The organism is Micromonospora sp. WMMA1998, from assembly GCF_027497375.1.
GTDB classification, from domain to species: domain Bacteria; phylum Actinomycetota; class Actinomycetes; order Mycobacteriales; family Micromonosporaceae; genus Micromonospora; species Micromonospora sediminicola.
In genome coordinates this window covers 3,202,105-3,216,763 of the sequence record NZ_CP114911.1, presented here as the reverse complement: position 1 = coordinate 3,216,763, position 14,659 = coordinate 3,202,105, and the positions used below count along the sequence as shown (strand labels likewise).

The 14,659-nt window shown below is 74.8% G+C and carries 12 protein-coding genes; 6 read left to right on the top strand and 6 right to left on the bottom strand.

Annotated elements, in window-relative coordinates; genetic code table 11:
• Positions 1–16: 16 nt before the first annotated feature.
• The 4 genes from galT to O7600_RS14315 form a co-directional block, all read right to left on the bottom strand.
• Entirely contained in the window at positions 17–1,090 is a 1,074-nt protein-coding gene (gene galT / locus O7600_RS14330; protein ID WP_281594024.1) for a galactose-1-phosphate uridylyltransferase, read from the bottom strand.
• Complete coding sequence (locus tag O7600_RS14325) at positions 1,087–1,875, bottom strand: DeoR/GlpR family DNA-binding transcription regulator (RefSeq protein ID WP_281594023.1); 789 nt, start codon at positions 1,873–1,875, stop codon at positions 1,087–1,089. Before O7600_RS14325 ends, galT begins: the two co-directional genes overlap by 4 nt.
• 177 nt (positions 1,876–2,052) lie before the next feature.
• Positions 2,053–3,582 carry an adenylyl-sulfate kinase gene (gene cysC, locus O7600_RS14320; RefSeq protein ID WP_281594022.1) on the bottom strand — a complete coding sequence of 510 codons (1,530 nt, stop codon included), beginning with the start codon at positions 3,580–3,582 and terminating at the stop codon, positions 2,053–2,055.
• Positions 3,583–3,692: 110 nt separating this feature from the next.
• Entirely contained in the window at positions 3,693–4,259 is a 567-nt protein-coding gene (locus O7600_RS14315) for a DM13 domain-containing protein (protein WP_281594021.1), read from the bottom strand.
• A gap of 144 nt (positions 4,260–4,403) precedes the next feature.
• On the opposite strand from O7600_RS14315, the gene O7600_RS14310 reads away from it, so the two are divergent.
• The 5 genes from O7600_RS14310 (at position 4,404) to O7600_RS14290 (ending at position 8,451) form a co-directional block, all read left to right on the top strand.
• Positions 4,404–5,318 (top strand): ABC transporter ATP-binding protein, encoded by a 915-nt coding sequence (locus tag O7600_RS14310; RefSeq protein ID WP_091570534.1) that lies wholly within the window; start codon positions 4,404–4,406, stop codon positions 5,316–5,318.
• A complete protein-coding gene (locus O7600_RS14305) occupies positions 5,311–6,189 on the top strand; it encodes an ABC transporter permease (protein WP_091570539.1) in 879 nt (292 codons plus the stop codon). Before O7600_RS14310 ends, O7600_RS14305 begins: the two co-directional genes overlap by 8 nt.
• Positions 6,186–7,145, top strand: a complete 960-nt coding sequence (locus O7600_RS14300; RefSeq protein WP_281594020.1) for an ABC transporter ATP-binding protein — start codon at positions 6,186–6,188, stop codon at positions 7,143–7,145. Before O7600_RS14305 ends, O7600_RS14300 begins: the two co-directional genes overlap by 4 nt.
• Positions 7,145–7,855 (top strand): ABC transporter permease, encoded by a 711-nt coding sequence (locus tag O7600_RS14295; RefSeq protein WP_281594019.1) that lies wholly within the window; start codon positions 7,145–7,147, stop codon positions 7,853–7,855. Before O7600_RS14300 ends, O7600_RS14295 begins: the two co-directional genes overlap by 1 nt.
• Positions 7,856–7,968: 113 nt before the next feature.
• Positions 7,969–8,451, top strand: a complete 483-nt coding sequence (locus tag O7600_RS14290) for a hypothetical protein (protein WP_281594018.1) — start codon at positions 7,969–7,971, stop codon at positions 8,449–8,451.
• 121 nt (positions 8,452–8,572) lie between these two features.
• Here O7600_RS14290 and valS read toward each other — a convergent pair whose 3' ends face one another.
• Entirely contained in the window at positions 8,573–11,137 is a 2,565-nt protein-coding gene (gene valS / locus O7600_RS14285) for a valine--tRNA ligase (RefSeq protein WP_281594017.1), read from the bottom strand.
• A 119-nt stretch (positions 11,138–11,256) separates the two neighbouring features.
• Between valS and O7600_RS14280 the strand changes: the two genes are divergently transcribed.
• Positions 11,257–12,804 carry a hypothetical protein gene (locus tag O7600_RS14280; protein ID WP_281594016.1) on the top strand — a complete coding sequence of 516 codons (1,548 nt, stop codon included), beginning with the start codon at positions 11,257–11,259 and terminating at the stop codon, positions 12,802–12,804.
• Here O7600_RS14280 and O7600_RS14275 read toward each other — a convergent pair.
• Positions 12,801–14,633, bottom strand: a complete 1,833-nt coding sequence (locus O7600_RS14275; protein ID WP_281594161.1) for an ABC transporter ATP-binding protein — start codon at positions 14,631–14,633, stop codon at positions 12,801–12,803. The genes O7600_RS14280 and O7600_RS14275 overlap by 4 nt on opposite strands.
• Positions 14,634–14,659 lie beyond the last annotated feature (26 nt).

Genomic DNA, 14,659 nt, shown 5'->3' with positions numbered 1-14,659 from the left:
TAAGGGGCCCTTCCTTTCACGCGGCGCGGAGGAGTTGGGCGGCGCGTTCCGGGGCGATGTCGTTGATGAACACGCCCATGCCGGACTCCGAGCCGGCCAGGTACTTCAGCTTGTCCTTAGCCCGCCGGATGCTGAACAGCTGCAGGTGCAGGTGGCCCAGCTCCCGGTCGATCCGCACCGGCGCCTGGTGCCAGGCGGCGATGTAGGGCATCGGCAGGTCGAAGAGCCCGTCGAAGCGGCGCAGCAGATCCAGGTAGAGCGGCCCGAAGGCGTCCCGCTCGGCGTCGTCGAGGGTCGGGATGTCCGGCACCGGCCGGTTCGGGGCCACGTGTACCTCGAACGGCCAGCGCGCCGCCGCCGGCACGTACGCGGTCCAGTGCTCGTTGCTCGTCACCACGCGTTCGCCGGCGGCCCGCTCGGCGGCCAGCACGTCGGCGTAGAGGTTGGCGCCGGTGCGGTCGGCGTGCCGCCGGGCGGCGGCCAGCATGGTGCGGGTGCGCGGCGTGACGAACGGGTACGCGTAGATCTGGCCGTGCGGGTGGTGCAGCGTCACCCCGATCTCCACGCCCCGGTTTTCGAACGGGAAGACCTGCTCCACGCCGGGCAGCGCGCTCAGCGCGGTGGTGCGGTCGGCCAGCGCGTCCAGCACGGTCCGCACCCGCCGGGGGGAGAGCCGGGCGAACGAGGCGTTGTGGTCGTCGGTGAAGCAGACCACCTCGCACCTGCCGCGCCCGGGGCGGACCGGGGTGAACGGGGTGATCTCGGCCGGCTCGTCGGCCACCCGCTGGCTCAGCGACGGGAACCGGTTCTCGAAGACCACCACGTCGTAGTCGGGCGCCGGGATCTCGCTGTGCCGGTCGCCCCGGGACGGGCAGAGCGGGCACTGGTCCGCCGGGGGCAGGAACGTGCGGGTCTGCCGGTGCACCGCCACCGCCACCCACTCGTCGGTCAGCGGGTCGTACCGCAGCTGCGAGGCCGGCGGTGGCGGGGGCAGGTCCCGTCGGTCCGGCTGGTCCCGCACCGCGTCGTCCCGCTCGTCGAAGTAGATCAGCTCCCGGCCGTCGGCCAGTTCGATCTGCGTCCGCTTCACTCCGCCCCCTTCGTCGCCGGCGCCGTCACCAGCTCACCGACCCTGTCCTCGAGTACCCGTCGTGCCTCGGGTGCCAACCGGTCGTCGGTCACCAGCACGTCCGCCGCGTCCAGGCCGACGATCGAGGAGATGCCGACCGTGCCCCACTTGGTGTGGTCGGCGAGCACCACCAGCCGGTCGGCGGCGGCCACCAGCGCCCGGTTCGTGTCCGCCTCCATCAGGTTGGGCGTGGTGAACCCGGCCCGCTCGCTGATCCCGTGCACGCCGAGGAAGAGCAGGTCCAGGTGGAGCGCGGCGATGGCGGCCACGGCCAGCGGGCCGACCAGCGCGTCGGACGGCGTGCGCACGCCGCCGGTGAGCACCACGGTCTGGTCCGGGCGACCACCGACGTGCAGGATCTCGGCCACCGGCAGCGAGTTGGTGACCACGGTGAGCCCGGGCACGTCCACCAGGCGGCGGGCCAGCTCGGCGGTGGTGGTGCCGGCGGAGAGCGCGATCGCGGCGCCGGGGCGGACCAGCCGGGCGGCGTGGTCGGCGATCGCCGCCTTCTCGGCGGACTGGCGGACCGACTTGGCGGAGAAGCCGGGCTCGTCGGTGGAGCCGGGTCCGGCCAGCGTCGCGCCGCCGTGCACCTTGGCGAGCAGGCCCTGCTCGTGCAGCGTCTCCAGGTCCCGCCGGATGGTCATGTCGGAGACGCCGAACTCGGCGGCCAGCTCGGTGACCCGGACGCCGCCGGCGGCGCGGACCCGTTCCAGGATGGTGGTCTGTCGTTGCCGCGCCAGCATCCCTGGTCACCTCCCGAGCCTCGCGACCGGGCACGCGACGATGCGCGCTCACGCGGTCGAACGTATTTCAACAATAACGAACACTAGCGTGCGGGCGGGGCGGATGCGAGACCGCCGCCGTTCCGGGCGGGACGACGGCGGTCGGAAGGCGCCTGACGGGGGAGACGCGGCCGGCGGTCAGGCGGGCTGGAGGCGTGGCTCCACCCAGCCGGTCTCGGTGAGGTGCTCCATCACCCGCTGGACCGCCTCCTCGACGGTCAGGTCCGAGGTGTCCACCGCCAGGTCGGCGTCGGTCGGCTCCTCGTACGGGTCGTCGATGCCGGTCATCCCGGTGATCAGGCCGGCCCGGGCGCGGGCGTAGAGGCCCTTGCGATCGCGCTGCTCGCAGACCGCCAGCGGGGTGGCCACGTGGACCAGGAGGAAGCCCGCCCCGGCCGCCTGGGCCATCTCGCGGGCGGTCGCCCGGGCGGCCGCGTACGGCGCGATCGGGCAGCAGATGCCGACCCCCCGGTGCCGGGCGATCTCGGCGGCCACCCAGCCGATCCGGCGCACGTTCAGGTCCCGGTCGGCCTTGCTGAAGCCCAACCCGGCCGAGAGCTCCCGCCGCACCACGTCGCCGTCGAGCAGCGTGATGGTCCGGTCGCCCTGCTCCCGCAGCGCGTCGGCCAGCCCGCGGGCGATCGTCGACTTGCCCGAGCCGGAGAGACCGGTCAGGAAGATCACCAGCCCGCGGTGCCGCCGGGGCGGACGGGCCCGGGCCAGCTCCCGGGCCACGGCCGGCGGCGTGTGCCACTCGGGCAGCGGGAAGCCCCGGTCCAGCAGGTCGTCGATCTCGTGCTGGCCGAGCGCCAGCCGCCGGTTGCGCGGCGGGATGTCCTCCCGCCAGCGCCACTGCCCGTCCCGGTTGTCGTACGCCAGCTCGCGCGGCACCAACACCCGCAGGCCGGCGCCGGAGAGCATGCCCTCGGTGGAGAGCAGGTGGGTCACCCCGTAGGCGGCGGCCACCCGGGCCCGCAGCAGCGCGTCGCTGATCTCGTCGCGCCGCCGCGCCAGCGGGACCGCCACCAGGGTCGCCGGCGGCATCCGGTCGCGGGCGGCGAACACGGTGCGCACCAGCGCCTCGGCCGGCAGGCCGCCGGTCGTCTCCTCGCCCACCGGGATCAGCACCAGCAGGTGCGCCCCCAGCGTGCGGGCCGCGTGCGCGATCTGGGCCAGCTGCGGGCGGTGCAGCGGGCGGTCGGCGAAGACGCCGAGCACCCGACCCGGCGGCAGCAGGCCGCGTATCTCGTCCGGACTGCGCCGCAGGCGCTGGAACGGCCCGTGGCCGCCGTCACCCAACCGGCGGACCGCGCCGCCCACGCCGACCGTGCCCTCGCGGACCGGCCAGGCGTCGACCACGTCCATGGCCGCCACCGGGGCCCCCTCGCCGTCGGTGAGCACCAGCGCCCGCCGGGCCGGGTCGGCCAGGTCGAGCCCGTCGGCGAGCGCCGCCGGCACCTGGAGCGTCACCGGCACCGGCCAGGGCGTGCCGTCGGCGAGCCGGCCGCGCCGGCCCAGCGACGCCAGGTCGGCCCGGGTCATGAAACCGGTCAGCGGCGTGTACGCCCCGGTCAGCAGTAACTCGAGATCGGCCAGCTCAGCGGGTCTCGGCGCGTACGACGGCGCATCCCGCAGAACATCCTCGGGCAGGACCCACCCGTTGCTCATCGAACCCCCAACTCACCGGCCGGCACACAGTTTCGCAGCCGACCGGCGATCGGTCGAGAGCGCCACTCCACCTCCCGGCCACCCGGCCGTCGACCGGGTGTCGCCGCGGCTCAGCCGGAGGCGGCCAACGCCGCCGCGCCGAACGACACGGCGAACCGCTCGCACCAGATCGAGACGCTGGTCAGCCCGGTGAGATCGGTGCCGGCGGGGATCGCGTACGCCTGGTCGCCCCGGTTTCCCTTGAGCGGTCCGAGCGCCACGTGCCGGCCGTCGTCGAACACGTGCCAGCCGGACGGACCGGTCCGAACCGGCTGGTCGGTCAGCCAGACCTGAAGATCCGGACCGTTGGAGGTGTTCAGCCCGACCAGTTCCAATCGGTGTCGCCCGTCCACGGTCCGGACGATCCGTGCGGTGCCCCGGGTCTCGTGCTCGTGGCTGACGAACGCACCGCTGCCGACCAGCACCGGGCCGGCCGGCGTGGGCGTCGAGGCGGGCGCGGGCGTCGAGGCGGGCGTGGACGCCGGCGTGGCCGTGGGCACCGCCACCAGTTCCTCGTGCACCTCGGTGTCGGTGACCAGCTTCCACGGCTGGAACCAGTAGAGGGCGGTGGCCGCCCCGACGGCGAGGACGGCGAGGACGACCCAGGTCAGCGGGGCGCGCAGGAGGCGGATCGGCATGCGTCGAGTCTCCCGGCGCCGGGCCGCGCGGTCACCGGTCCGGGCGCTTACGGAAGCCTTACCGACGGTGTCGGGGCGGAATCAGGGGCAACCCCGAGCGTTTCCCGGTGCCCCGACCGGCACGCACTTCCTAGGCTGGGCGGCGTGACACTGCTCGCGACCGAGTCGCTGACCAAGACGTACGGAGGCCGGGTCACCGCGTTGGCCGACCTCACCGTGTCGGTCGAGCCGGGGATCATCGGGCTGGTGGGCGCGAACGGCGCCGGCAAGTCCACCCTGATCAAGATCCTGCTGGGTCTGCTCCCGCCGACCAGCGGCCGGGTGCAGGTGCTCGGCCTCGACCCCACCACCGACCCGGCCGCGGTCCGCGCCCGGGTCGGCTACATGCCCGAGCACGACGCGCTCCCGCCCGACCTCTCCGCCGCCGAGCTGGTCACCCACCTCGGCCGGATGAGCGGGCTGCCGCGCACGGTGGCCCGGGAACGCGCCTCCGAGGCGCTGCGCCACGTCGGCCTGCACGAGGAGCGGCACCGGGCCGTCGGCGGTTACTCCACCGGCATGAAGCAGCGGGTCAAGCTCGCCCAGGCCCTGGTGCACGACCCCGACCTGCTGCTGCTCGACGAGCCCACCAACGGCCTCGACCCGGCCGGCCGGGACGCGATGCTCGCGCTGGTCCACCGGATCGGCACCGAGTTCGGCATCTCCGTGGTGGTCTGCTCGCACCTGCTCGGCGAGGTGGAGCGGATCTGCGACACGCTCGTCGCCATCGACGGCGGGCGGCTGCTGCGCGCCGACCGCGTCGCCGCCATGACCACCGCCACCGACGTGCTCGCCGTCGAGGTGAGCGAGGGTACGGAGGAGCTGGCCGCCCGGCTCACCGCGCTCGACCTGCCGGTGTCCCGCGACGGGCGGCTGCTGCTCGTCCCGCTCGCCGACGACGACACCTACGACCTGATCCTCGGCGCGGTCGCCGAGCTGGACCTGCCGCTGCACCGGCTGGACCAGCGGCGGCACCGGGTGGCCGAGCTCTTCGCCCCGAGGGAGCCCAGCCATGTCTGACGCGACCGGAGTCATCCACGACATCGGCTACCAGCGCTACACCGGTCCCCGGCTGGGCCGCCGGCAGGTGTTCGGCGCGCTCTACGGCCACGGCGTGCGGACCGTCTTCGGGCTGGGCCGCAGCGCCAAGGCGAAGATCTTCCCCTGGCTGGTGGTCGCCGTGGTCACCGTGGTGGCCGCCGGGTTGACCGCGGTACGCAGCCAGATCGGCGAGGTGGTGATGACGTACGCCCAGTTCGCCGACGCGATGAGCTGGCTGGTCATCTTCTTCGTCGCGGTGGCCGCCCCCGAGCTGGTCTCCCGCGACCTGCGCAGCGGCGTGCTGCCGCTCTACTTCTCCCGGCCGCTGCCGCGCGGCGACTACGCGCTGGCCAAACTGCTGGCCCTGGGCACCGCGCTCTGGCTGCTGCTCGGCGGCCCGCAGCTGGTGATGTTCCTCGGCGCCGCGTTCACCACCTCGCGGGGCCTGCGCGGGGTCTGGGACGAGCTGCTCGACCTGCTGCCGGGCCTGCTCTACGCCGGGCTGTGGGCGGTGGTCTTCGCCTCCATCGGCCTGCTCGTCGCCTCGCTCACCGGCAAGCGCGCCTTCGCCGCCGGCGGCATCGTGGCGGTGTTCCTGATGACCGCGCCGGTGGTCGGCGTGCTGTCCATCATGCCCTCCCGGACGGTCAACGAACTGGCCTTCCTCGCCTCCCCGTCGACCCTGGTCGGGGGCGTCGGCAACTGGGCGCTGGGCGACCGGCTGACCCAGGGGCGCGGCGGCATGCCGATCGGCGACTTCGGGCCGGTCTACGCGGTCGTCGCCGTGCTGCTGGTCGCCGCCTGCGTCAGCCTGCTGCTCCTGCGATACCGGAAGGTGGCCGCCCGATGACGGCGCTGCGCACAGAACCGGCGGCCACGGTGCCCGCCGCCACGACCAGCACCCTCGACCTGGCCGGCGTGTCCCGCTGGTACGGCAACGTGGTGGCGGTCAACGACGTCACCATGCGGCTCGGCCCGGGCGTGACCGGTCTGCTCGGCCCCAACGGCGCCGGGAAGACCACGCTGCTGCACATGATGGCCGGCTTTCTCGCCCCGTCCCGCGGCTCGGTCACCCTGGACGGCGAGCCGACCTGGCGCAACCCTGGCGTCTACCGGCGACTCGGGCTGGTCAGCGAGCGGGAGGCGGTGCACACGTTCCTCAGCGCGTACGAGTTCGTGCTGGCCAGCGCGAAGCTGCACCGGCTGCCCGACCCGGAGGCGGCGACCCGGCGGGCGATCGAGCTGGTCGAGATGGAAAGCGCGCAGGACCGGAAGATCGGTACCTACTCCAAGGGCATGCGGCAGCGCACCCGGGTCGCCGCCGCGCTGGTGCACGACCCGCAGGTGCTGTTGCTCGACGAGCCGTTCAACGGGATGGACCCCCGGCAGCGGCTGCACATGATGGCGCTGCTGCACCGGCTCGGCGACGACGGCCGGACCATCCTGTTCAGCTCGCACATCCTGGAGGAGGTCGAGCAGGTCTCCGGCACGGTCCAGGTGATGGTCGCCGGCCGGCTGGCCGCCTCCGGCGACTACCGGACCATCCGGCGGTTGATGACCAACCGGCCGCACGTCTTCGCGGTGCGGTCCACCGACGACCGGGCCCTGGCGGTGGCGCTGATGGCGGAGGTCTCGGTCTCCGGCGTCGAGCTGGGCCGCACCGGCCTGACCGTCAAGGCCGGTGACTACGGCGCGTTCACCCGGGCGCTGCCCCGCATCGCCCTCCGCCACGGCATCCGGGTCCGGCAGCTGCTGCCGGAGGACGAGTCGCTGGAGAGCGTCTTCTCGTATCTGGTGGAGGCCTGATGTCGACAGTCACCTGGATCACCGCCCGCGGCCTGTTCGGCCGGAGCCGGTTCCTCATGCTGCTGCCGTTGCCGCTGATCCTGATCGGCCTGGCGGTGCTCTGCCGGGCGCTCGGCGTGGACCCCGGCCAGTGGGGGCCGCCGGTGCTGGTCGGCCTGGGACTGGCCGTGGTGCTGCCGGTGGTCGCCCTGATCGTGGGCACCGGCGTGCTCGGCGCCGAGATCGACGACGGCACCGTGGTGCACATCCTCACCAAGCCGCTGCCCCGCTGGCAGATCGTGCTGCCCAAGCTCCTGGTCGCTGCCGGGGTCAGCGCGGTCACCGTGGGCGTCCCGATCTACGTCGCGGGTGTGCTGGCCGGCTCGGTACGCCTCGGGCTGGCCCTGGTCGCCGCGTCCGCGGCGGGCGCGCTGGCGTACTCGGCGCTGTTCCTGGCACTCAGCCTGGTGACCCGGCGGCCGGTGCTGCTCGGCCTGGTCTACGTGCTGATCTGGGAGGGTCTGCTCGGCCGGTTCGTCACCGGCACCCGGGTGCTCTCGATCCAGCAGTGGGTGATCGCGTTGGCCGACCGGATGGCGCCCACCCCGCTGCTCGGCACCACCGTCTCGGTGCCGGTCGCGGCGGTGCTCACCGCGCTGGTGGCGGTCGGATTCACCGTGCTGGCGATCGACCGGCTCCGCTCGTTCAGCGTCGCCGGCGAGACCAGCTGAGACCCGGGCGGGGCCCGGCTCCGACGCCTCCCGGCGGCGGAAAAGGGTCCCGTCCGGGTCCACCCGGTCTGTTAGGTTGCGGCGGCGACACCATCAGACACGGGGAGAAGACCTTGCGTTCAGTTCGACTCGCCCTGCTGGCTCCGGCCGCGGTGGCGATGATCGTCATGTCCGGCTGCACCGACGGCGACGACACCACGGCGGCGGAGCCGGCGGGTTCGTCCGCGTCCGCGCCGGCGACCCCCTCGGCGCCCTCGGCGTCACCCACCCCGGCGGGCCTCGACGCCGCCACCCGGACCACCTGCGCGGCCGCCGACAAGGACATCACGGCCGCGCTCAAGGAGGTCGCCTCGGCGGAGAAGATCGGCCCGCCGGCCGGGCACTCCGCGGTGAGCGCGCAATACTCCGCCGGCGCGGCGACGCTCTACACGCACGCGTTCACCAGCAGCGACGAGGTCAACGCCGCGGTGAAGGACGTCGCGACCGAGATGTCGGACCTGGCGGACACCTGGGCCAAGGCGCCGAAGAAGGCGCCGAGCAAGGCGGACCTCACCGCCGCCCGGGACAAGCTGAAGGCGACCTGCGCGGCCGCCTAGGCATCCACCGTCGCGACGGGGCGGCCGGCTTCGCGCCGGCCGCCCCGGTCGCGTGCCCGCCGGTGCCGGCCGTGCCGTCGGCGGCCGGGCCCGGAGCACGGCCGCCTCGTCACGGCCGTGCTCAGAACGCGCAGGCCACCACCAGTTCGGTGGTGCGGTCGGGCAGCAGGTCCAGCTTGGCGATCCGGCCGGCCGCGCGCAGGTCGTCGGCGACGGTCGTGAGCTGCTCCAGCAGGGCCGCCGGTCCGAGCGCCTCGGCCAGCGGCACCTCCGCCCGCATCGACAGCTTCCGCTCCGACTTGGCCCGGCGGACCTGGCCCAGCGCGTCGGCGGCCAGCCGCAGCAGCTCCGGGTCGCCGGGCGCGGCCATCGCGCGGCCCACCTCGTACGTGGTCGGCCACGGCGCGCGGTGCACCGAGCCGTAGCGCCACCAGGACCAGACCTCCTCGGTCACGAACGGCAGCACCGGCGCGAACAGGCGCAACTGCACCGACAGGGCGGTCGCCAGCGCCGCCCGGGCCGAGTCCGCCGCCGGCCCGGTGCCGTAGGCGCGCTCCTTCACCAGCTCGATGTAGTCGTCGCAGAACCGCCAGAAGAACGCCTCGGTGGCCATCAGGGCGGCGGTGTGGTCGTACCCGTCGAAGGCGGTGGTCGCGGTCGCGACCACGCCGGACAGTTCGGCGAGCATCGCGGTGTCCAACGGCTCGCTCACCGGGGCCCGCAGCGCGTCGGCGGCGCCGAGGCCGAGCGCGAACCGGGACGCGTTGAGCAGCTTGGTGGCCAGCCGGCGGCCCACCTTGACCTGGGCCGGGTCGAAGGCGAGGTCCGTGCCCGGCTTGCCGTTGGCGGCCCAGTAGCGGACCGCGTCGGAGCCGTGCTGCTCCAGCAGCGCCATCGGGGTGACCACGTTCCCCTTGGACTTCGACATCTTCTTCCGGTCCGGGTCGAGGATCCAGCCGGAGAGCACCGCCGTCCCCCAGGGCAGCACACCCTGCTCCAGGTGGGCGCGGACCACGGTGGCGAACAGCCAGGTCCGGATGATGTCGTGCCCCTGCGGACGCAGGTCCATCGGGAAGACCCGACCGAACAGGTCCGGATCGGTCTCCCACCCGCCCACGATCTGCGGGGTCAGCGACGAGGTGGCCCAGGTGTCCAGCACGTCCGGGTCGCCGACGAAGCCGCCGGGTCGACCGCGCTGCGCCTCCTCGTAGCCGGGCGGCGGCGCGCTCGTCGGATCGATCGGCAACATCGCCTCGTCCGGTGTGAGAGGGTGGTTCCAGTCCGGCTCGCCAGCGTCGTCGAGCCGGTACCACACCGGAACGGGCACGCCGAAGAACCGCTGCCGGCTGACCAGCCAGTCACCGGTGAGGCCACCCACCCAGTGCTCGTAGCGGTGCCGCATGTGCTCCGGCACCCAGCGCAGCTCGCGTCCGCGGGTCAGCAGCTCCTCGCGCAGGTCGGCGTCGCGGCCGCCGTTGCGCAGATACCACTGCCGGGTCGAGACGATCTCCAGCGGCCGGTCGCCGCGCTCGTAGAACTTGACCGGGTGGGTGATCGGGCGCGGCTCGCCGACCAGGTCGCCCGCGTCCGCGAGCAGCCCCACGAGCGTCCGCCGGGCGCCGTTGACGGTCTGCCCGGCCAGCGCCGCGTAGGGCTGCGCCGGCACGCCGGCCGGCGGCTCCGGCAGCAGCCGCCCGTCCCGGCCGATCACCACCCGGGTGTCCAGCCGCAGCTCCCGCCACCAGGTCACGTCCGCCAGGTCACCGAACGTGCAGACCATCGCGATGCCCGTGCCCTTGGCCGGGTCCGCCAGCGGGTGCGCGCGCACCGGCACCTCCACCCCGAACACCGGGGTACGCGCCGACGCGCCGACCAGGTCCGCGTACCGCTCGTCGTCGGGGTGGCAGACCAGCGCCACGCAGGCCGGCAGCAGCTCCGGGCGAGTGGTGTCGATCAGCACCTCGCGGCCGTCCGGGCCGGTGAACCGCAGCCGGTGGTACGCGCCCGGCCGCTCCCGGTCCTCCAGCTCCGCCTGGGCCACCGCGGTGCCGAAACCGACGTCCCAGAGCGTCGGCGCCTCGGCCTGGTAGGCCTCGCCCCGGGCCAGGTTGCGCAGGAACGCCCGCTGGCTGGCCGCCCGGGCCGCCGCCCCGATCGTGGTGTACGTCAGGGACCAGTCCACGGACAGCCCGAGCCGCCGCCACAGCGCCTCGAAGACCTTCTCGTCCTCCACCGTGAGCAGCTCGCACAGCTCGATGAAGTTGCGCCGGGAGATCGCGGTCGGGTCCTTGCGGGCCGCGTCGTCCACCGGCGCGGCCGGCGGGCGCCAGTCCGGGTCGTACGGCAGCGCCGGGTCGGGGCGCACGCCGTAGACGTTCTGCACCCGGCGCTCGGTGGGCAGCCCGTTGTCGTCCCAGCCCATCGGGTAGAAGACCGTCCGTCCGCGCATCCGCTGGAACCGGGCCACCGTGTCGGTGTGCGTGTAGGAGAAGACGTGCCCCATGTGCAGCTCGCCCGACACGGTGGGCGGCGGGGTGTCGATGGAGTACACGTCCGCCCGCTGCTTCGTGCGGTCGAACGCGTACGTGCCGTCGGACTGCCAGCGGCGCGCCCAGGTCTCCTCGAGGCCGTCCAGGCTCGGACGGTCGGGGACGCCGGCGCGGGCCGTCCTCGTCGTGTCGGTCATCAGCCGATGGTAGGCAGCCGGGCCGGGTCGCTCCACGACATTCGGGTGGTCGGGGGACAGCGGACGGTGTCCCGGGTGTGACAGCATCTGCCCTCCACGGACGCGGGGGAGGCACCACGATGGACGGAAGCACGCGTACGCCACCGGCCGCCGCCACGGTGGCCGGCGCGGTGGCGGCGGTCGCGGTCGGGGCGTACTTCGGCACGCGCGGCCTCGCGGTGGCCCGCCAGGCCGGCTTCGCCGACCTCGTCCAGGGTTTTCCGACCGGGTCGTTGCGGCTGGGCGGCACGCTCGTCGCGCTGGGCGCGGGCGCGCTGCTGGCCGTGGTCCTGGCCGCCGTCGCCGTGGTCGACCGGTTGCCCGGCTGGCCGGTCGCGCTGACCGGCCTGGCGCTTGACTACCTGGCCGGCGAGGTGGTCCTGCGGCAGGGCGCCGCCCTGGTGCCCCAGCAGCCACCCACCGCCGAGCAGGTGCTGGCCGTGCTGGTGGCCGCGACCGGGGCGGGGCTGGCGCTCGGCGGGGCGCTGTCGGCGGTGGCCCGCTCGGCGCCCGCGCGGCGCTGGCCGGTCGCCGCCGCGCTCGCCGCCGGTCTGGTGGTCGGTCCGGGCGTGGAGGATCTGTTCCGCCGGGCGGCGGGCGACGGCGTCGCGAGCGGCGGCCGGGGCTGGTCGGCGCAGGTCGGGGTCAGTGTGCTGGCCGTCGTCGTCGCCGCGGTGCTCAGCCACCGGGAGTCCGGCCGCCCCGCCCGCACGGCTACCGCCGGTCCCGCCGGCACGCCTACCGCCGAACCCGGCGAACCCGCCGAACCCGCCGAGCCTGGCCGACGGCCCGCCGGACGGGCGCCGATCGGGGCCGCCGTGGCCACCGCCGTCGCGGCCGTGCTCACCCTGGCCGGGCTGGTCACACGCTGGTGGGTGGTCGACGTGTTCCGGCTCAGCCCGGACGGTCTGGTCGGCCCCCGCCGGGCGCGGTTCGTCGAGTCGGTGGCCTACTTCTCCCCGGTGGCCGTCGCGGTGGTCGCCGGGCTGGTCCTGGTCGGCTACGCGTGGCGCATCGGCCGGGCGGTGGCCGCGCGGTGGGTGGTGCTCGGGTTCGCCGCCGGGCCGCTGCTCCTGCTCGGGCTGCGGCTCGGCTTCGTCGGGGAACGGTCGCAGGCGTACCTGGTCCTGCTGGCCGGGGCGGCGGCGGTCGTGGCCGGCGCCACGCTGGCCCGGCTGCGGCCGGCCCTGCTGCCCTGGGACGCGGTCGGCCTGCTCCTGGCCGCGCTGGCGGTGCCGCTCGCCGCCCCGACGGTCCAGGCCGAGCTGCCCGGCACCGGCACGCTCGTCGTGTCGTTGCCCTCGGCGCTCGGGCTCGGCCTGGCGCTCGGCTTCGGCCTGGTGCTCGCCGCGAGCGGCCCGGGGGACGACGCCGACCGGGAGCCGGGCCGAACCGCCGGAATCCTGGCGCTCGGGGCCGCCGCGACCGTGCTGTCCGCGCTCGCGCTGGCACCGACAGTGATCCGGGGCCTGGGACTCGGCCCCTCCGCGGGGGTCGCCCTGACCGTGCCGGTGCTGGTCGCGGTGTCCGCCCTGGTCCTGGTGCTGCTCTTCGGCTTCGGTCGGGCGGTCGACCGGATTCGGCGCGACCTGCGGGCCGAGGCCAGCACCGAGGGGCCGCGTCCCTAGAGCAGCGAGTCGCGCCACTGGCGGTGCAGCGCGGCGAACCGGCCGCCGGCGGCGGCGAGCCGGTCCGGCGCGCCGTCCTCCACGATCCCGCCGCCGTCGAGCACGAGCACCCGGTCGGCCGTCTCCACGGTGGAGAGCCGGTGGGCGATCACCAGCGCGGTGCGGTCGCGCAGGACGCTGTGCAACGCGCGCTGCACCAGGCGTTCCGTCGGCACGTCCAGCGACGAGGTGGCCTCGTCGAGGATCAGCACCCGGGGGTCGGCCAGGAACGCCCGCGCGAACGCGACGAGCTGCCGCTGCCCGGCGGAGAGCCGGCCACCCCGTCGGTGCACGTCGGTGGCGTAGCCGTCGGGCAGGGCGGCGATGAAGTCGTGCGCGCCGATGGCCCGGGCGGCGGCGACCACGGCGTCGTCGTCGGCGTCCGGCCGGCCGAACCTGATGTTCTCGGCGACGGAACCGCTGAACAGGTGGGTCTCCTGGGTGACCAGCACCACCGCCCGGCGCAGCTCGGCGTCGGCCAGGTCGCGCAGGTCCACCCCGTCCAGGCGGACCGCGCCGGCCGCCGGGTCGTGGAAGCGGGCCAGCAGTTTGGCCACCGTGGACTTGCCGGCGCCGGTCGGGCCGATCAGGGCGACGGTCTGCCCGGCCGGCACGGTCAGGTCCAGGTCGCCCAGGATCGGCGTCTCCGGCCGGTAGCCGAAGGAGACCGCCTCGAAGACCACGCCGCCGCGCGGCGGGCCGGCGGGCAGCGGCACCGGGCGCGCCGGTTCGGCCACCGCCGGCCGTTCGTCCAGCACGCCGGCCAGCTTCTCCAGTGCCGCGGTCGCCGACTGGAGCGCGTTGTAGAACTGGCTCAGCTCCTCCATCGGCTCGAAGAACCGCCGCAGGTAGAGCAGGAACGCGGCGAGCACGCCGACCTCGGTCCGGCCGCCCAGCACCCGCCAGCCGCCGTACCCGAGCACCACCGCGGCGGTGAGGTTGCCGATCAGCCGGATGCCCGGCGAGTAGACCGCGATCAGCCGGAACGCACGCAGGCTGGCCCGCCGGTAGTCGTCGTTGACCGCGGCGAAGATGCGCTGGTTGCGCGGCTCCCGGCGGAACGCCTGGACCGCCCGGATCCCGCGCAGCGACTCGACGAAGTGCACGATGACCAGCGCCACCGCCTCCCGGGTGCGCCGGTACGCTCCGGCCGAGGCGCGGGCGAACCAGCGGGACAGCCAGAACAGGAACGGGAAGGCGAGCAGGGTGACCGCGGCCAGCGGGAGGTCCAGCCAGAGCAGGATGCCCGCCACCGACAGCACCGACAACACCGCCATGACGAGCTTGTCGATGCCGCCGTCGACCAGCTCGCCGATCGACTCCAGGTCGCTGGTCAGCCGGGACACCATCCGGCCGGACGTGTAGCGCTCGTGGAAACCGACGTCGAGGCGGAGGAAGTGCGCGTAAACCCGGCGGCGGAGGTCGAGCAGGACGGCCTGGCCGATCCGGGCGGCCAGGGCGAGGAACGCGCGCCGGGTCGCGTACTCGGTGACGGTGGCGACGACGAACGCGGCGGCCACCGCGACCAGCGGCCCGGCATCGCCGGCCCGCAGCGGCCCGATGCCCCGGTCGATGCCGAGCATGACCAGGTACGGCCCGGCCATCGCGGCCGCGTTCTGCGCCAGCAGCAGCGACACGGCCAGCCCGAGCCGGCGCCGGTGCGGGCGGAGCAGGTGGCGCAGCAGGAGCCGGCTGCGGGCGCGCAGGCGGGTCACCGCCGCCGGGGACGAGTCCTCGGCCCGGCTGCGGTCGGCGTCCGGGTCGGTGGCCCGGCCCCGCCACCGCGACAGGTCGGCGTCCGGATCGAGGCCGGGGT